The organism is Stappia taiwanensis, from assembly GCF_014635285.1.
GTDB lineage: Bacteria > Pseudomonadota > Alphaproteobacteria > Rhizobiales > Stappiaceae > Stappia > Stappia taiwanensis.
The window spans coordinates 135,538-154,253 of the sequence record NZ_BMCR01000005.1; the positions used below are offsets into that span (position 1 = coordinate 135,538).

Genomic DNA, 18,716 nt, shown 5'->3' on the forward strand with positions numbered 1-18,716 from the left:
CGCAGCGTGCCCCCTTCCCCAGGCGTCCTTTCAGCGCACGAAAAACCCCGCCGCCGGAGGCCGGCGACGGGGTCTTTTTTGCGGGGAAGCTTCACTGAAAGCGGCGGTGCCGCCCTGCCCGGCGGCGTGCCTACTCGGCGGGCGCCGGGCTCGCCGTCACCGGCTCGCCCGCATCGTCGTCAGTGACCGGCTTGCGGTCCGGATGCCCCACATACATGTAGAACATCGGCACCACGAACAGGGTGAAGATGGTGCCCACCGACATGCCCGACGCGATGACCAGGCCAATGGAGTAGCGCGCGGCCGCGCCCGCGCCCTCGGCCAGCACCAGCGGAATGACGCCAAGCACCATCGCACCGGTGGTCATCAGGATCGGCCGCAAACGCTCGCGCGCCGCCTCGACGATGCCCTCGCGCTTGCTCAGGCCATGTTCGTCCCGCTGGGCATTGGCGAACTCCACCATCAGGATGCCATGCTTGGTGATCAGCCCCACAAGGGTGATCAACCCGACCTGGGTGTAGATGTTCAGCGTGCCCAGACCGAGGTTCAGCGGCACGATCGCTCCGAAGATCGACAGTGGCACCGACATCATGATGATGAACGGATCGCGGAAGCTCTCGAACTGCGCCGCCAGCACCAGATAGATCACCACCACCGCCATGGCGAAGACGAACAGGATCGTCGACCCCTGCTTGATCTCCAGCCGCGACTGACCGGCGTAATCCTCAAAGAAGCCATCGGGCATCGCGTCCCGGGCAATCTCCTGCAAGGTGGCAAGCCCCTCGCCGGAGGTCACGGTGGGCAGCGGCAGGGCGGCAATCGTCGCCGAGTTGAGCTGGTTGAACTGCTCGATCGCCGCAGGCGCTGCGGTCGCGTCGATCTTCACCACCGCCGACAACGGCACCATCGCCCCATTGGCCGAACGCACGTAGAAATAGTCGAGCCGTTCGGGGTTCAGGCGGAAGGCCCGGTCGACCTGCGGGATGATCTTGTAGGACCGGCTCTCCCGGTCGAACTTCGACACCTCCGCCTCGCCGACGAGGATGTTGAGCGTCTGGCCAATGCTGGAAATCGGCACGCCAAGGGTCGCCGCCCGGTCCCGGTCGATCACCACCCGCACCCGCGGGCTGTCATAGGACAGGGAGTTCTGGACGACGATGAACTTGCCCGAGGCCATCGCCTTCTGGCGGATTTCCTCGGCAATCTCATACACCTGCTCGGCCGCACCGGTGGACTGCAACACGAACTGGATCGGCAACCCGCCACCGGCGCCCGGCAGAGAGGGTGGCGCGAACACGAAGGCCTCGACGCCGGCCGACTGCTTCAGGCGCGGCTGGATCATCTCCTGGATCGCCTTCTGGCTCTCTTCGCGCTCGTCCCACGGCTTCAGCGCCCAGATGGCGAAGGCCGAATTGGTCGAACCGGTGCCAACCACCTGAAACCGCGCCTCCACACCCGGCACGTCATCGGTCAGGTCGTAGAACTGATCGGTGTAGAGCTTGGTGTAGTCGGAGGTGGCGTAGCGCGGCGCCGTGATCAGCGCGAACAACGCCCCCTGATCCTCCTCCGGCGCCAGTTCCGTCTTGGTGTTGACGAACAGATAGCCGGTGGTGGCGAGCAGAATGGCGACGATTGCCAGCGTCGCCGGCTTGTAGTTCAGCGAGCCGTCGAGCCGCCGCCCGTACCAGTCCGCCAGCCGGGTGAAGATCCGGTCGACGAAATGCTGGAACCGGCTCGGCTTGCTGGAGAGCAGCCGCGCCGACATCATCGGCGACAAGGTGACGGCGACAAAGCCGGAGATCACCACCGCACCGGCCAGCGTGAAGGCGAACTCCCGGAACAGCGAGCCCGTCAGCCCTTGCGCGAAGCCGATCGGCGCGTAAACGGCAGCCAGGGTGATGGTCATCGCCACCACCGGGCCGAAGATTTCCTTCATGCCGACGATGGCCGCCGGCAAGGGTTTCATGCCGTTTTCCAGGTGCCGGTGAATGTTCTCCACCACGACGATGGCGTCATCGACGACGAGGCCAATGGCCAGCACCATCGCCAGCAGCGTCAGCGTGTTGAGCGAGTAGTCGAGCCCCCAGAGGAAGAAACAGACACCGACCAGCGACAGCGGGATCGTCACGATGGGCACCAGCACCGCCCGGAACGAGCCAAGGAACAGAAGGATCACCAGAATGACGATGACCACCGCCTCGGCAATCGTCGTGAACACCTCGCCAATCGACGCCTTGATGAAGCTGGTGCTGTCGTAGAGCACCGTGATCGACACCCCATCCGGCAGGTTGGCGGAAATCCGTTCCAGTTCCGCCCGCACCCCGTCGGCGGTGTCCAGCGGGTTGGCCGAAGGGCTCGGCATGATGCCGATGAACACACCCTGCTGGCCGTTGAACGAGACCTTGGTATCGGTGTTCTCGCTGCCCAGCTCGATGCGCGCCACATCGCGCAGCCGCACGATTTCGTCACCATCGGAGCGGATCGGCAAGAGGCCGAAGGCTTCCGGCGTCTGCAGCGTCGTCTGCATCTCGATCTGGTAGGCGACGTACTCGTTCTCAGTCTTGCCCGGCGCCGACAGGAAGTTGGCGCTCTGCACCGCCTTCTGGATATCGGTCGCCGTCACGCCGCGCGCGGCCAGCTTGATCGGGTCGATCCAGATCCGCATGGCGAAGGTCTGGCCGCCCAGCACCTGCGCATCGGCAACACCCTCCACGGTGGAGAGCTGCGGCTCGATCACCCGCGAGATGAACTCGGTCATCTGCTGCGGCGACATGATGTCGGACAGCACCGACAGATACATCAGGGCGAAGGTGTTGCCGGTCCCCTTCTGGATCACCGGATCCTCCGCCTCGCGCGGCAACTGGCCCCGGATCTGCTGCACCTTGGAGATCACCTCCGTCAGCGCCGCATCCGGGCTGGTGTTGAGGCGCATCTGCACGGTCACCGTCGACATGCCGAGGGTGCTCTTGGAGGAGACGTAATCGACGCCCTCGGCCGTCGCCACCGCCTTGGCGACCGGCGTGGTGATGAAGCCCTGGATCAGATCCGCACTGGCGCCCGGATAGACCGTCGACACGGTGATGACGGTTTCCTCGACCTCCGGATACTGCCGGATGGTCATGTTGAGGATCCCCTGCACACCGACCAGCAGGATGATCAGACTGACGACCGTGGACAGCACCGGCCGGCGAATGAAGATTTCGGAAAAATTCACGATTCACCTCCGCCAAGGCCCGACGTGGTGGACGGGTCGATGGTGTTGTCGATCCGCACCGGCGTGCCGATGGACAGCTTGTTCTGGCCGGCGGTGACAATCACGTCGCCCGGCTTCAGCCCCTCGGTGACCTCGATCATGCCGAGATAGCGGCGGCCGGTCTTGACGAACACCTGGCGGGCCACGAGCTTCTTCTCGCCCGCCTCGTCGTCCGTGCCCGTCTCCGGCTTGGCCGCGTCAGCCGCCGCGCCCGCTTCGTCCTCGACCTCACGCACCGCATAGACATAGGAGCCGTAAAGGCTCATCACCACGGCGGTCTGCGGCAGCGCGATCAAGTCCTTTTCAACCGGCAGTTCGATGCGGACGGCCGCGAACTGACCCGGGCGCAAGGCATAATCGGCGTTGTCCACCTCGGCCTGCACCGCCACCAGTCGCGAATTCGGGTCGGCCTTCGGGTCGATACCGATGATCTCGCCGGTGTGGTCCAGATGGTCCGCATCGAGCCCGAGGCGGATCGTCTGGCCAAGGCCGATCGACTTGATCTGCCCTTCCGGCACGTTGAAGTCGACCTTCATGGTGTCGAGATCCTGCAGGGTGGCGATCACCGCCCCGGCGCCGAGATACTGGCCCAGATCGATGCGCGGGATGCCGATGGTGCCGGAGAACGGCGCCCTGATCTGCTTCAGGTCGAGCTGCGCCTTGACGCGCTCCAGCAGCGAGCGGGAGGCATCGAGCGCCGCCCGTGCATTGTCCAGGACGGAGGCGGAGCTGACCCCGCGCCCGGCCAGCGCCTCGGCGCGGTTGAGCGCCTGCTGGTCACGCGCCAGATTGGCCTTGGCAGCGATCAGGTCGGCCTGCTCGACCGCATCGTCGAGTTGGACCAGGAGCGCCCCGGCCTCGACCTTGTCATTGGCCTTGAAGTGGATTTCCCGCACCAGACCGGGCGCGCGCGAGGCGACGTCGACACCCTGCCGGGCAACGATCGTGCCGATCGCCTCAATGCCCGGGTGCCAGTCCTGCGGCTCCACCACCAGGGTCGAGACCGTGACGGTCGGGCGCTGCATGTTGGCGAAGAACTGACCGATCATCTTGTCCCGGAAGACATTGAACCAGATCAGGCCGGCACAGGCGGCGAGAATGACGAGGACGAAAAGGAAAGCAAGAATGCGCTTCAGCATGGGGCTCTCGGACGGGCTCGGTGCGAAAATGTGAGTGGGAACGGCTGGACCGCCATGGCGTCACGCGGCTCTTCACCGACGCGCCGCCCGAAAAAACCGGAGCCTGCCGTATGTCATGGTTATTCCTACGCAGGTTGTTTCTTTACCGTCCAGACGGTAAAGTCAACACCCTGTCCCTGCCACCGGGGACAGGGCGACAGACGAGGGAGCAACTGTGGCACGGACAACACAGAAGAAACAGGGCGCCACCAAACGCGGCGCTGAAACACGCACGCGGATCGTGGAGGCGGCCATAGAAGTGGTGGCGGAACAGGGCGCGCGCAAGTTCTCTCTTGATGCAGTGGCCCAGAAAGCCGGCATTTCCAAGGGCGGCCTGCTGTACAATTTCCCCACCAAGGCCGCGCTGATGACCGCCATGGTCGCCCGGCATGTGGACGGATTTTCCCGGCACTTTCAGGAAGAACGGGAGCGCTTTGCCAGCGAAGGCCACCCGGATCCGCTGATGCGCGGTTATCTGGAAACCTTCCGGTTTCACCTCTGCCGCAAGAGCAGACCTCCCTCAGGCTTTCTCGCGGCAATTGCCGAAGCTCCGGAACTGCTCGACCCGGTTCGCGAACAGAATGCGAAGCTCATGCAGACCATTCGCGAGGGCTGCAAGGACCCGGGCTTCGCCATGATGACCTTCCTGACTTTGGAAGGCATTCGCCATGCGCGCCTGTTCGACGTCGATGAGATGTCCGACGCGGAAACCCTTGCCGTGATCGACCGGCTGATCGCCCTGACCGACCGTGGCAGCGTGGGAGACACGGGCGCGCGCACCGCGCCGCAGCCGGGCTGACCAGCCCGGCCCTGCCCCTCACAGTCCCCCGTCAGTGGCGGTCGCGAAACCGGTTGGTGATCGGGTAGCGACGGTCGCGGCCGAAATTCTTGCGGGTGATCTTCACCCCCGGCGCCGACTGCCGGCGCTTGTACTCGGCGATGTAAAGCAGATGCTCGATCCGGTGAATCAGCGCCCGGTCATGACCGCGCGCCTCGATCTCACGCACCGACATCTCGTTCTCCACCAGGCATTCGAGAATATCGTCGAGCACGTCGTATTCGGGCAGGGAATCCTGATCGCTCTGCCCTTCCCGGAGCTCGGCGGAGGGCACCTTGACGAGAATATTGGCGGGGATGACCTCACCCTCCGGCCCAAGCATGCCCGCCGGCCGGTTCGCGTTGCGCCAGGCGGCCAGCCGATAGACCTGCATCTTGTAGAGGTCCTTGATCGGGTTGAACCCGCCGTTCATGTCGCCGTAAAGGGTCGCGTAGCCCACCGACATCTCCGACTTGTTGCCGGTGGTGGCGACCATGTAGCCGAACTTGTTGGAAATCGCCATCAGGATGACACCGCGCGCACGCGACTGGATGTTCTCCTCGGTGACCCCTGTCTCCGTGCCGCTGAACAGACCGGAAAGCGCCTCGGTGAAACCCTCCACCGCCGGCGCGATCGGCACCGTGTCATAGCGCAGCCCCAGCGCCTCGGCGCAGCCCCGCGCATCCGCGTGGCTCTCCTCGGAGGTGTAGCGATAGGGCAGCATCACGCAATGCACCCGCTCCGGCCCGAGCGCATCCACCGCCATCGCCGCGACGATGGCGCTGTCGATGCCCCCCGACAGCCCGAGAACGACGCCGGGGAACCGGTTCTTCTCCACATAGTCGCGCAGGCCCAGCACGCAGGCCGACCAGCGCGCCGCATCCAGATCCGGCAGCGACGCGACCGGCCCGCCGTCACAGACCCAGCCCCCGTCCGGCCGCCGCCGCCACTCGGTGACCGTCACCGCCGCCTCGAACTCCGGCATCTGGAACGCCAGCCGGCGATCCGCTTGCAGCCCGAAGGAGGCCCCGTCGAACACAAGCTCGTCCTGGCCGCCAACCTGGTTGCAATAGACCAGCGGCAATCCGGTCTCCACCACCCGTTGCAGCATCACCTGCAGGCGGATGTCCGGCTTGCCCGCATGGAAGGGCGAGCCGTTGGGCACCAGCAAAAGCTCCGCCCCGGTCTCCTGCAGACACTCGCAGACCTCGTCGGTCCAGGTGTCCTCGCAAACCGGAACACCGAGCCGAATGCCGCGAAAGCCGATCGGCCCGGGCAGCGGTCCGGCCTGAAACACGCGCTTTTCGTCGAACTCGCCGTAGTTCGGCAGATCGACCTTGAAGCGCACCCCCTCGATCCGCCCGCCATCGACCAGCGCCACCGCATTGTGCAGCTTGTCGCCCTCGCGCCAGGGCAGACCCACCAGCACCCCCGGCCCGCCATCTGCCGTATCGGCCGCTAGATCGTCGAGCGCATGCCGGCAGGCCCGCAAGAAGGCCGGCTTCAGCACCAGATCCTCCGGCGGATAGCCGGACAGGAACAGCTCGGAAAACAGCACCAGATCCGCCCCGGCGGCGGCGGCCTCGGCCCGGGCCTCGCGCACCAGCGCAAGGTTTCCGGCGATATCGCCAACGGTCGGATTCAACTGGGCAACCGCCAGGCGCAGGCGGTCGTTGGAACGGGGTGTGGTCGTGTCGATCATGTTCCCCGTTTAGCCCGCAGGTTGTCCGAGCGCAATCATCCTCCGCTGCCGCGCGGCATGCCGGAGAGCGAAGCTTCTTCTGATCAGATAAAGACGGCCGCACCCTGCCCGGCCGGGGACACTGCGCCCGGTGCTGGCATCGCCGCGCGCGGCACCGGATGCACCGCCGCGCCACAGCGCAGGAAAGGGCGATTCTCGGTCACCACCCGTTGCAGCCGCTGGTAAAGCAGCGCCGGCGAGATCGGCTTGGCCAGGAATTCATGAATGCCGAGCTTGACCGCGCGCAGGATCACCGGTTTGCGCGCATCGGCGCTGACCATGATCACCGGCGTCATCGCCAGCGCCTCGTCGGTATCCCGCCGCAAGAGCGACAGGAAATCGGCGCCGCTGACCGGTGCCATCAGCCAGTCGCAGATCACCACATCCGGCTGCCTGTCGAGAATGAGTGCAAGACCATCGGCGCCATCGGCCGCCTCGAACACCCGGCGAATGCCGAACCCACCGAGAATGGCGCGGAAAAGCGAGCGCATATGCGCATTGTCGTCAACGACAAGGACGGAAATACCTGAAAGATCCAGCTTCATGGCGCCACGGTCCCCCTTCCCGTTCGGCCCAACCAAGTCATATCCCTGAATTCGAAAAATTCCGTTACGTGAGCGAACGACGGCGGCGGCGCGACAAGGCGCCGGTCTCGAAAATCGCGGGAAAAGAAAATCGTGATGCAAAAAGCCCCGCTGCATCACCGATGCAACGGGGCCTGAGGGGTCAGCTTGCGGCGGCCTGCGGGGCGGAGCTGCGCAGGTCCCGCTCCTTGCGCACATTCTCGGCAACAAGGAACGCCAGTTCAATCGCCTGCTCGGCGTTGAGGCGCGGATCGCAATAGGTGTGGTAGCGGTCGGCCAGATCCTCGGCGGTCACGGCCCGGGCACCGCCGGTGCACTCGGTCACGTTCTTGCCGGTCATCTCCACATGGATGCCGCCGGCATAACTGCCTTCGGCGCGATGCACGGCGAAGAACGCCTCCACCTCACGCAGGATCCGGTCGAACGGCCGGGTCTTGTAGCCATTGGCGGTGATGGTGTTGCCATGCATCGGATCGCAGGACCACACCACCTTGCGCCCTTCCCGCTCCACCGCGCGCACCAGCGCCGGCAGATGCTCGAACACCTTGTCCGCGCCGAAGCGGCAGATCAGCGTCAGCCGGCCGGCCTCATTCTCCGGGTTGAGCGTGTCGATCAGCTCCAGCAGCCCGTCGGCGGAAAGGCTCGGACCGCACTTCAGACCGATCGGGTTCTTCACGCCGCGGAAGTACTCCACATGGGCATGATCCGGCTGGCGGGTGCGGTCACCGATCCACAGCATATGGCCGGAGGTGGCGTACCAGTCGCCGGAGGTGCTGTCGACGCGGGTCAGCGCCTGCTCATAGCCCAGAAGCAGCGCCTCGTGACTGGTGAAGAACTCGGTCGAGCGCAGCTGCGGCGCCGTATCCGGATCAATGCCGCAAGCCCGCATGAAGTCGAGGCTTTCGGAAATCCGGTCGGCCAGCACCTGATAGCGGTGGCTCTGCGGGCTGTCCTTGACGAAGGACAGCATCCAGCGATGCACGTGGTCGAGATTGGCGAAACCGCCTTGCGCGAAGGCGCGCAGCAGGTTCAGCGTCGCCGCCGCCTGGCGGTAGGCCATGATCTGGCGCTGCGGATTGGGCTCGCGATTGACCGCATCGAAGTTGATGTCGTTGATGATGTCACCGCGGTAGCTCGGCAGCTCGACACCATCCTTGGTTTCCGTCGGCGCGGAACGCGGCTTGGCGAACTGGCCGGCAATCCGGCCAACCTTCACCACCGGCTGCGCCGAAGCGTAGGTCAGCACCACGGACATCTGCAGGAAAACGCTGAAGAAGTCGCGGATATGATCGGCGTGATGCTCGGCGAAGCTCTCGGCGCAATCGCCGCCCTGCAACAGGAACCCACGTCCTTCGGCCACTTCGGCGAGCTGGGCCTTCAGCTTGCGCGCCTCACCTGCAAAAACCAGCGGCGGAAAGTCTGCCAGGCGGCGCTCCACTTCCGCGAGCGCTTCCGCGTCGCGATACTCCGGCACCTGCACGATCGGCTTCGACCGCCAGCTTTCCGGTGTCCAGTTCTGCGCCATCACCTCAACTCCCAAAAACCCGATCCGCCGATGAGCGTCTTCTGCCCATCGGCCTTTGTCTGCATTGCGTGTTTACATCGTGTTGCACGCAACAATGTCCAGCCGCGACTTCGTCGCAGGCCGGGTGTGCGCGGTTATACACATCTTGCCCGGTCGAGGCCACCGTTTATGGCCCCCCGCCAGCGCAAGCACCCGCGCCAGGGCAGCTCAGGGCGCCAGATACCGCACCCCTTCGCCGGCCAGCATCTCATCGAACCGGGCGAGCAGCCCTTCGTCGATCTCCTGCGCGCGCGGGTAGCGCGGCACGGCGCGGTCGGCGAGGATCGGCGCGTGCCAGCCATGGGTGGAGGCGATGAAGCGCGCCACCCCCTCCTCGCCCCAGAAGGCGTGAAAGCCGGCCAGCACGCAATCCACATAGCTTTGCAGGATCGGATGGCTCTCATCGCCCCATTTGCGGATTGCCGTATCGGCCTGGAACAGGAAGGCATCGGCGCCGGCCGGCGCGCCATCGGCGGCCCCGCGAAACTGCGAACCGATGCCATCGATCCGCTCATAGCGGCGCTCGCGCTGCTGCAGCACCGCCAGCCCCTCCGCCGGTTCGCTGACCATCACCCCGTCAATGGCACAATCCGGGTCGGGCACCACCGTCAAGGTGCACACGCGCGGCCCCTCGTGCTCCGTCCACCAGGCCCGCCATTCCCGGCGCCAGCCGGCAAGGGTTCCGGGCGTTGCCCGCGCGGCCGGGTCCAGCGTGCGCACATTCACCAGCGAGCCGTAGCCGAAATAGGTGATCGTCATGGGTGTTTCCGGTCCTTCACCACCGCCTGCCGTTTCCCACAGGAGATGCAATCGTGTTTTCGCCAAGCCCCGCCCCACTTAACCGCTGAGGAGCCCCCTTGGCCAGCCGCCACAGGCCGAACAAGGCGCAAAGCGTCTTGCAATCCCCGGCAAGGCGCCTTAGACAAGCGGTCGCGCGATCTGGCCGGCCATCCGGCGCCGGATTGCCGCGCCTTCTCCCTTCCCCGCCGGGTTACCGGCCGGACGGAGAGCAGCAAGGTCGCCAAAGGCGGCCCGGAACGGGCGGTTAGCTCAGTTGGTAGAGCGCCTCGTTTACACCGAGGATGTCGGGAGTTCGAGTCTCTCACCGCCCACCACCTTATCCTGTTGATTTGGTGGAACGAATTGATTTAGAAGGGTTTCCGGCCAGCCGACTTGTACACATGGCTGGTACACGATGCCCCTTCCGATGACACGCCCAACACAACATCCCAAGTTCGGAACCTACTATCTGCGCAGCCGCGTTCCCCACGATCTCGTGGAGCGGATCAAGGGCAGGTCGATCCGTGTTCCCGTAGGCGAGCACACCTCGAGCACAGACCGCGCAAGCCCTCCCACTCCCTACCAGCTGAAGGGAAAACGAGGACGACGACAGGACTGCGCCGGACAGCAGGGCGGCACGGCAACCCCGCGAAGACCATGCATTCCTGGGCAAGCGCCGGGGCGCTGGGTGGCATTGAGCCCCCGGCACGGGGGAAGCTCGCGCAATCCTGTAATCAGATTGGGAGCTCGGAAATTCTTGTCAGATATTCCGGGCGATTTGCTGCGGTCAAGCGGCTCATTGAGAGTGCCTCGCCTTCTCTGCGGCTGCAAGAAGCTTGTCGGCAATCTCGCCCAGCTTGGCTTCCTCATCTGCGTCGGGACTGGGCCAACTCTCATACAAGATGTCAGCCAGTAGCGGGTAGTTCTGTCCGACATGGAAGTCGTGATCGCAGATGGGAAGAATTCTCCCCTTCCGGTTTATGTTAATCGAAATCGCAGAGTTTAACTCTTTGTTCGTCCAGCCTTTTTCCGCAAACGTGTTAGAGAGGAATGGAACGAAGAAGGTGGATTTCATCAATCCAATGTTGATCTGCTCCACTATTGATTCGCCCCAAGAAATGCTGCTCTCATCAAAGAATACCTTCAAGTCAAGTCTGATAAGCTTGTCATGAAGCTTTCTGACTCTTGTTTTATCTTCGGATGCATGAGAAAGGAATAGGTCGAATTCATGAATCATGTGGGCGTGTTCCTTGATCCAGCCTGAGGAGTCTGGGTTCACCTCAATAGCTTGCTTACAGAGCTTGGAAAGTACAGGGTCACCTTCTCCTCGAACTTGCTTGATGTAGCCCAGCCAGCCTTCAACGTGAGACCAGAAGGCCTTGGGCTCGGCACCGGGCCTAATCCAGATAGCTGCCGCTTGCTCCAAGCCGTACTTCTTGGCTGAGTAGAGCTTCATTCGCAGACGCTTGATGTCTCTTCGCCAAACATTTGGATACTGATTTACGATGAGGCCGGTCACGACTTGCCTCTCACCGAAGAGCTGAATCCGGGTCTTGTCCTTATTGATCTGAAGCGACGAAGCGCGAAACGCTTCTTGAAGGCGCTCGCCTAGTTCAATTTCACGGTCGCCGTATTCTGGCTCCCATTCCTTGATCAAGGACCTTGGTATCTTCTTCGAACTGGAAGAGAACGTGATGTCATCGGCATACCGTGAGAAGCGGAGCTTCTCCTTCGCGGCCAATGAAATGAGCTCTTTGTCTAGGTTGTGAGCAATGAGGTTGGCCAAAATCGGTGAGGTTTTGGCTCCCTGTGGTAGACGATCTTGACAGGTGCAAATACGAGCCAGACTCGTTGCAACGCGTGCATTGTATCCGAATAGCTTTGACATGAAGAGACCTCGGACCCGTGCGAAGCCGATAGATCCAAAGAAGTCTTCAATATCAATGTTCAGTATCCATCTTTGCTTTTTATGGTATTCTGCATTCGAAAGAAATGATCGTCCGCGGATGTATCCATGAACAAAGGGTTTTGGATTGTAAACCTCCAACAAAACGGCTGCAAATCGTTCCTGCGCCATTGCCAGCCCTCGCAGAGGTTTGTCTATGGTTCTTGTTCCGCCGCGTTTCTTTGGAATTTCGAAGGTTTTGTAATACTTGCCTGTCTCTGTGTTCTGGAGAACATGAAACAGGCCATCGGGGCGCATCATCAATGCCCCCGCTATATCCTTGACGGAATGCGCAATGCCGATCAAGAGATGGGCGCTGGCAGCATCGAAATCTTTTGGAAGGCTCAACCCTCGTTCTCTACCTAGTTCAGGGTCCAACGTTGAGAAACCGCCAGACCGCCGCGATTTTGGACTAACTTTTCAGCGAGCCGCCGGGGATTCACCAGCGCAAATTAGAGAGTTGAGCCGACGCCACAATACTACTGAACTGGCAACAGGGGTCAATCCCGGCGGTCGGAATTGCACCTGCACGTTCTTGCAAGTGAACGGACGGCAAGGAAGCGGAACCTTCACGTGCAACGACGGGGCTAGCGGTCCATTCGAGTTCGTTTCAACCGGCACCCGACGGACCGGCACAGGGATGCTGAATGGACGTGCATTCACCTTCACGTTCGGCTAGGCTTGTCTTGCTTCGGTCGTTCACCGAGGTAGTATACAAAATCCCGGCGCCGGTCGGAAAAACGTTTATAAATCAATGCGCCGTGAGCGGATTTGGCGAATTCGAGTCTCTCACCGCCCACCAATTTCCCGTTTTGACGCCCTCCCTCGGGCGCTGGCCACGCTACAACCACAGGCCGTGGGTGTTGCGCATGTAGGTGACGGCGGCGGCATCGGCGTCTTCCCGCCCCACCCCATCCAGCACCGCGGCATTGAGCGAGGCCACCGGCGAGGACATCGTCTCGATGGGGTCGAGCACATTGGCGTCGAGCCAGATCGGGATGCCCTTGCGGGCGACCATCCCGGACAGCCAGACATCATCCACCGACCAGATCACCGGCGGAATGTCGCAATCCTCCGGCGCAAACCACTCCGGCCGCACCAACACCCCGTGGCCGCCTTCGAAGATGTCGATATAGCCGGAGCGCTTGAACGCCCGGCGCGGCTTCAGGCAGGCAAGCGGACATAAAAAAAGACCCCGCGGCCGAACGCCACCGGGGTCTTTTTGACTGACCGGACCACTCGGCCCGGAAGCCCGGGGAGCCGTCCGCCTGGCGCGCCCGCATTCTGAGATCAGAATGCGGGAGCTTCCAGGAGCCGTCCGCCTGATCAGGCGTTGACTGCGTCCTTCAGGCCCTTGCCGGCCTTGAACTTCGGCGTCTTCGACGCCGGGATCTGGATCGTCTCGCCGGTGCGCGGGTTGCGGCCCTCGGAGGCAGCGCGCTCGGAAACGCTGAAGTTGCCGAAGCCGATGATCCGGACTTCGTCGCCGCTCTTCAGGGTGTTGGTGACGGCTTCGAGAGCAGCGTCAACAGCTTCACCGGCCTGCGCCTTGGTGAGACCGGTCTTGTCCGCGACCGCAGCGATCAGATCATTCTTGTTCATGGCAGTCCCTTTCCTGGAAACAGCAAGCCCGTCGATTCGTGACAGGCCTCGGGGCAGGACACTCTTGCGATTTCCCGGCCTTGGCAAGCTGAAAGTGGCGGAATTCCGCGATTTTTCCGTCATTTTGGCAAAAGAAAGGGCCCCGGCTGGCACCGGAGCCCCTATTTCTGTGGAAAGCCGTTGGCTCAATGGGCCAGGACGTTGGGCCCATCCTCGTCCGAAACCACGGCCTTGCGGGCCGCATCGGCCGCCGCCTCGTCCCATTCGATCGGCTCGGGCTGACGCAACAGCGCGGTCTTCAGGACATCCTCCATCCGCGAAACCGGGATGATGTCGAGGTCGTTCTTCACGTTATCCGGGATATCCGCCAGGTCCTTGGCGTTGTCTTCCGGAATGAGAACGGTCTTGATCCCGCCCCGCAGCGCGGCCAGCAGCTTCTCCTTCAGCCCGCCGATCGGCAGCACCCGGCCACGCAGGGTGATCTCGCCGGTCATCGCCACATGGCGGCGCACCGGAATGCCGGTCATGGCCGAAATCACCGCCGTCGCCATGGCGATGCCCGCCGACGGTCCGTCCTTGGGCGTCGCGCCCTCCGGCACGTGCACGTGGATGTCGCGCCGGTCGAACAGCGGCGGCTCGATGCCGAAATCGACCGCCCGCGAGCGCACATAGGACGCCGCCGCCGAAATCGATTCCTTCATCACGTCGCGCAGGTTGCCGGTGACGGTCATCTTGCCCTTGCCGGGCATCATCACCCCTTCGATGGTCAGCAGCTCGCCGCCCACCTCGGTCCAGGCCAGCCCGGTGACGACACCGACCTGATCCTCCAGCTCGGCCTCGCCGAAGCGGTAGCGCGGCACCCCGAGGAATTCCTCGACAACCGCCTCGTCGACGACGATGGCCTCCTTGTCGTTCATCAGGATGTCCTTGACCGCCTTGCGGGCGAGGGTCGCCAGCTCCCGCTCAAGGTTACGCACGCCCGCTTCCCGGGTGTAACGCCGGATCACCATGCGCAGCGCCGCATCGCCAACTTCGAACTCGCCGGCCTTCAGGCCATGGTCCTTCTCCGCCTTCGGCAGCAGGTGCCGGCGCGCGATCTCGACCTTCTCATCCTCGGTGTAACCGGCGATGCGGATGATCTCCATCCGGTCCATCAGCGGTGCAGGGATGTTGAGCGTGTTGGCAGTGGTCACGAACATCACATCGGAGAGGTCATATTCGACCTCCAGATAGTGATCCATGAACGAGCTGTTCTGCTCCGGATCCAGCACCTCAAGCAGCGCCGAGGACGGATCGCCCCGGAAGTCCATGCCCATCTTGTCGATCTCGTCGAGCAGGAACAGAGGGTTGGACTTCTTCGCCTTCTTCATCGACTGGATGACCTTGCCGGGCATCGAGCCGATGTAGGTGCGCCGGTGACCACGGATCTCCGCCTCGTCCCGCACGCCGCCCAGCGACATGCGCACGAACTCGCGGCCCGTCGCCTTGGCAATCGACTTGCCCAGCGAGGTCTTGCCGACGCCCGGAGGGCCGACGAGGCACAGGATCGGCCCCTTCAGCTTGTTGGCGCGCTTCTGCACCGCCAGATACTCGACGATCCGCTCCTTGACCTTCTCCAGGCCATAATGGTCGGTGTCGAGCACGGTCTGCGCATGTTTCAGATCATGCTTGACCTTGCCCCGCTTGCCCCAGGGAATGCCCAGCAGCCAGTCGAGGTAGTTGCGCACCACCGTCGCCTCGGCGGACATCGGGCTCATCTGCTTGAGCTTCCTGAGCTCCGCCGTGGCCTTTTCGCGCGCTTCCTTCGACAGCTTGGTCTTGGTGATCCGCTCCTCGAGCTCGGCAACCTCGTCGCGGCCGTCCTCGCCGTCGCCGAGTTCCTTCTGGATCGCCTTCATCTGCTCGTTGAGATAATACTCGCGCTGGGTCTTCTCCATCTGCCGCTTGACCCGCGAGCGGATACGCTTTTCCACCTGGAGAACGGAAATCTCGCTCTCCATCAGGCCCAGCACCCGTTCCAGCCGCGCGGCGACGGAGGTGATCCCCAGGATCTCCTGCTTTTCCGGAATCTTGACCGCCAGATGCGAGGCGATGGTATCCGCCAGCTTGGAGTTGTCGTCGATCTGCCCGATGGCGCCCAGCACCTCCGGCGAGACCTTCTTGTTCAGCTTGACGTAATTCTCGAACTCCGAGACCACCGAGCGCGACAGGGCTTCCACCTCGACGGTGTCCGCCTCTTCCTCTTCCAGCACCACCGCGCGGGCCTCGAACAGGTCGCTGCGGTCGGTATAGTCGGAAATCGACGCACGCGCTCCGCCCTCGACCAGCACCTTGACGGTGTTGTCCGGCAGTTTCAGCAGTTGGAGAACAGTGGCCAGCGTTCCGACCTTGTAGATATCCTCCGGCGCCGGCTCATCGTCGGAAGCGTTGACCTGCGTGGCAAGCAGGATCTGCTTGTCCGCGTTCATCACCTCCTCAAGGGCGCGAATGGACTTCTCACGGCCAACGAACAGGGGCACGATCATGTGCGGGAACACGACGATATCCCGCAGCGGCAAAACCGGGTACAGCGTGCCCTCGCCGTCTCCCTCGCCCATGGGCCGCGTTTCGAACTCAGTCATAGGTCGTCCTTTCCTTGCGAACCCGCCGCCCCAGAAAGTGGCAGATACGGACGGGCGCATTGGCGGCAGCGGCGATGGATCGAAACGGCACACACCGATCACACCACCTGGCCGGTCGCCACCGCCCCGAATGGGCACGGGTGGCATCCGCCCCGCTGCCAGTTGCCTCATTAGGTGGCTCCCACCCCGGGCAGTGTCAAGGCAAGGGGCCAGACCAACCGGAACTTTGATCTCAACATTAGGCGGAAAAGCCGCTGATTCGCGTAAAAACAACGCTTTCGCACAAGCAATCGGTGGAAATCCGCCGCCGCGTTCTCCGCCCCCGCACCGCCCTGGCGCTTACGCAAACCCGCCATCCCGGCGCGAACGCAAATCGGCCCCGATCCTGGGAAAGGATCGGGGCCGAAATTCGTCAGATAGGGCTGGAACCGGCCTTGGGCCGGTCCGCGATCGGCGTCAGGCGCTGGTCGCCGAGTTTTCCGCCCGGTCCTCGTAGATGTACAGCGGACGGGCCTCGCCGGTGACCACCTCGGCGGAAATCACCACCTCCTTGACCCCCTTCAGCCCCGGCAGCTCGTACATGGTGTCGAGCAGGATCGATTCCAGGATCGACCGCAGGCCACGCGCGCCAGTCTTGCGCTCGATCGCCTTGCGGGCAATCGCCTTCAGGGCTTCCTCGTGGTAGGTCAGCTCGACGTTTTCCATCTCGAACAGCCGCTGGTACTGCTTGACCAGCGCGTTCTTCGGCTCGGTCAGGATCTGCACCAGCGCCGCCTCGTCGAGGTCGATCAGGGTGGCAATCACCGGCAAACGGCCGACGAACTCCGGGATCAGGCCGAATTTCAGCAGATCCTCCGGCTCCAGTTCCCCGAACAGCTCGCCCGCACGCCGGTCTTCAGGGGCCTCCACATTGGCCTTGAAGCCGATCGAGGTCTTGCGGCCGCGCTCGGAAATGATCTTCTCCAGCCCGGCGAAGGCGCCGCCACAGATGAACAGGATGTTGGTCGTGTCCACCTGCAGGAATTCCTGCTGCGGATGCTTGCGCCCGCCCTGCGGCGGCACGCTGGCGACCGTACCTTCCATGATCTTCAGCAGCGCCTGCTGGACGCCCTCGCCCGACACATCACGTGTGATCGAGGGGTTGTCCGCCTTGCGGCTGATCTTGTCGACCTCGTCGATGTAGACGATGCCGCGCTGCGCCCGCTCCACGTTGTAATCGGCCGATTGCAGCAGCTTGAGGATGATGTTCTCCACATCCTCACCGACATACCCGGCTTCGGTGAGCGTCGTCGCATCGGCCATGGTGAAGGGCACATCAAGGATGCGCGCCAGCGTCTGTGCCAGCAACGTCTTGCCGCAGCCGGTCGGACCGACAAGCAGGATGTTGGACTTGGCCAATTCCACATCGTTGTTCTTCGACGCGTGGTTCAGACGCTTGTAGTGATTGTGGACCGCGACCGACAGTACCTTTTTCGCGCTGCTCTGGCCGATCACATAGTCATCGAGAACATCGCGGATTTCCTGCGGCGTCGGAATGCCGTCACGGGACTTGACCAGCGAGGATTTGTTTTCCTCACGGATGATGTCCATACACAGCTCAACGCATTCATCGCAGATAAAGACGGTCGGGCCGGCGATCAGTTTGCGCACTTCATGCTGGCTCTTGCCGCAGAAGGAGCAATAGAGCGTGTTTTTCGAATCGCCGCCGCTGGCCTTAGTCATCAGGTAAACCCCGCGTGGTTCGGAAGGACCTTGTCCCCCCGGTGTTTATTGGTGAAAGAAGCGCGCGGCGCGTCTTCCTCCGGGCTCCGGGTACACCGCCCACCGGTCAGTGTCCCGGAATCTCACCATGCTTCCACCTCAAAAATCAATATTCGTTTAAGGCAGGGGCATGGCGACGGATCGCCCAAGTCCCGCTGAATGGCGAAAACCTCGCCATCCAAGTGTTATTTAGACGTTTCCTCGGCACCGCCAAGCACCGCCGCGCGATCAAGGATCACTTCATCGACGATGCCGAAAGCCTTGGCCGTATCCGCCGACATGAAGTTGTCGCGGTCGAGCGCCTCTTCGACGGCATCGAGCGACTGCCCGGTGTGCGTGACGTAGATCTCGTTCAGGCGCTGCTTCATCTTCAGGATTTCCTGAGCATGAAGCATGATGTCCGCCGCCTGGCCGCGGAAGCCGCCCGACGGCTGATGCACCATCACCCGCGCGTTCGGCAGCGAGAACCGCATCCCCTTGGCGCCAGCCGCCAGAAGCAGCGAGCCCATGGAGGCGGCCTGACCGATGCACAGGGTCGACACGGCCGGCCGAATGAACTGCATCGTGTCGTAGATCGCCAGGCCCGAGGTCACCAGACCGCCCGGGGAATTGATGTAGATCGCGATTTCCTTGGTCGGGTTTTCCGCTTCCAGATAAAGAAGCTGGGCGCAGACCAGCGTCGCCAGATGGTCCTCGACCGGGCCGGTCAGGAAAATGATCCGCTCCTTGAGCAGCCGCGAATAGATATCGAATGCGCGTTCACCCCGGTTCGTCTGTTCGACGACCATCGGAACGAGTGAACTCATGGCGAAATCAACTGGATCCTTCATGCCTCGTCCATGTTTTGGAGGAACGCCCCTGCCTGGGAAC

At 63.0% G+C, this 18,716-nt stretch carries 13 protein-coding genes and 1 tRNA gene; 2 read left to right on the forward strand and 12 right to left on the reverse strand.

The features are described 5' to 3' along the window. Positions 1–130: 130 nt before the first annotated feature. Positions 131–3,214, reverse strand: coding sequence for an efflux RND transporter permease subunit (locus IEV83_RS13250; RefSeq protein WP_181759871.1), 3,084 nt, complete (start codon positions 3,212–3,214; stop codon positions 131–133). Next, entirely contained in the window at positions 3,211–4,392 is a 1,182-nt protein-coding gene (locus IEV83_RS13255; RefSeq protein WP_181759870.1) for an efflux RND transporter periplasmic adaptor subunit, read from the reverse strand. Before IEV83_RS13255 ends, IEV83_RS13250 begins: the two co-directional genes overlap by 4 nt. A 214-nt stretch (positions 4,393–4,606) precedes the next feature. Here IEV83_RS13255 and IEV83_RS13260 point away from each other — a divergent pair, with 214 nt between their 5' ends. After that, on the forward strand, positions 4,607–5,230 hold the full coding sequence (locus tag IEV83_RS13260; protein WP_181759869.1) for a TetR/AcrR family transcriptional regulator: 624 nt from the start codon (positions 4,607–4,609) through the stop codon (positions 5,228–5,230). Between the two features lie 31 nt (positions 5,231–5,261). Here IEV83_RS13260 and IEV83_RS13265 read toward each other — a convergent pair whose 3' ends face one another. The 4 genes from IEV83_RS13265 to IEV83_RS13280 all read right to left on the reverse strand — a co-directional run bounded on the left by IEV83_RS13265 (position 5,262) and on the right by IEV83_RS13280 (position 9,896). Next, on the reverse strand, positions 5,262–6,950 hold the full coding sequence (locus IEV83_RS13265) for an NAD+ synthase (RefSeq protein WP_181759868.1): 1,689 nt from the start codon (positions 6,948–6,950) through the stop codon (positions 5,262–5,264). An 83-nt stretch (positions 6,951–7,033) separates the two neighbouring features. Further along, positions 7,034–7,534: a response regulator gene (locus IEV83_RS13270; RefSeq protein WP_181759867.1), complete on the reverse strand. Its 501-nt coding sequence runs from the start codon at positions 7,532–7,534 to the stop codon at positions 7,034–7,036. Between the two features lie 181 nt (positions 7,535–7,715). Beyond that, on the reverse strand, positions 7,716–9,098 hold the full coding sequence (locus IEV83_RS13275) for a class II 3-deoxy-7-phosphoheptulonate synthase (RefSeq protein ID WP_181759866.1): 1,383 nt from the start codon (positions 9,096–9,098) through the stop codon (positions 7,716–7,718). Between the two features lie 207 nt (positions 9,099–9,305). After that, positions 9,306–9,896: a gamma-glutamylcyclotransferase family protein gene (locus IEV83_RS13280; protein ID WP_181759865.1), complete on the reverse strand. Its 591-nt coding sequence runs from the start codon at positions 9,894–9,896 to the stop codon at positions 9,306–9,308. A gap of 280 nt (positions 9,897–10,176) precedes the next feature. On the opposite strand from IEV83_RS13280, the gene IEV83_RS13285 reads away from it, so the two are divergent. Then, positions 10,177–10,252, forward strand: a tRNA-Val gene (locus IEV83_RS13285). Between the two features lie 461 nt (positions 10,253–10,713). Here IEV83_RS13285 and IEV83_RS13290 read toward each other — a convergent pair. The 6 genes from IEV83_RS13290 to clpP all read right to left on the reverse strand — a co-directional run bounded on the left by IEV83_RS13290 (position 10,714) and on the right by clpP (position 18,676). Further along, complete coding sequence (locus IEV83_RS13290) at positions 10,714–12,210, reverse strand: TIR domain-containing anti-phage reverse transcriptase (protein ID WP_181759864.1); 1,497 nt, start codon at positions 12,208–12,210, stop codon at positions 10,714–10,716. 493 nt (positions 12,211–12,703) lie between these two features. Then, the gene (locus IEV83_RS13295; protein WP_181759863.1) at positions 12,704–12,967 is read right to left on the reverse strand and encodes a hypothetical protein; all 264 of its coding nucleotides are present in this window, start codon (positions 12,965–12,967) and stop codon (positions 12,704–12,706) included. A 221-nt stretch (positions 12,968–13,188) separates the two neighbouring features. Then, positions 13,189–13,464: a non-specific DNA-binding protein Hbs gene (gene hbs, locus IEV83_RS13300; protein ID WP_181759862.1), complete on the reverse strand. Its 276-nt coding sequence runs from the start codon at positions 13,462–13,464 to the stop codon at positions 13,189–13,191. Positions 13,465–13,649: 185 nt separating this feature from the next. Continuing rightward, the gene (gene lon / locus IEV83_RS13305; RefSeq protein WP_181759861.1) at positions 13,650–16,085 is read right to left on the reverse strand and encodes an endopeptidase La; all 2,436 of its coding nucleotides are present in this window, start codon (positions 16,083–16,085) and stop codon (positions 13,650–13,652) included. A gap of 456 nt (positions 16,086–16,541) precedes the next feature. Then, on the reverse strand, positions 16,542–17,807 hold the full coding sequence (gene clpX / locus IEV83_RS13310; RefSeq protein WP_181759860.1) for an ATP-dependent Clp protease ATP-binding subunit ClpX: 1,266 nt from the start codon (positions 17,805–17,807) through the stop codon (positions 16,542–16,544). Between the two features lie 224 nt (positions 17,808–18,031). Further along, positions 18,032–18,676, reverse strand: coding sequence for an ATP-dependent Clp endopeptidase proteolytic subunit ClpP (gene clpP / locus IEV83_RS13315; RefSeq protein WP_181759859.1), 645 nt, complete (start codon positions 18,674–18,676; stop codon positions 18,032–18,034). Positions 18,677–18,716: the final 40 nt, after the last annotated feature.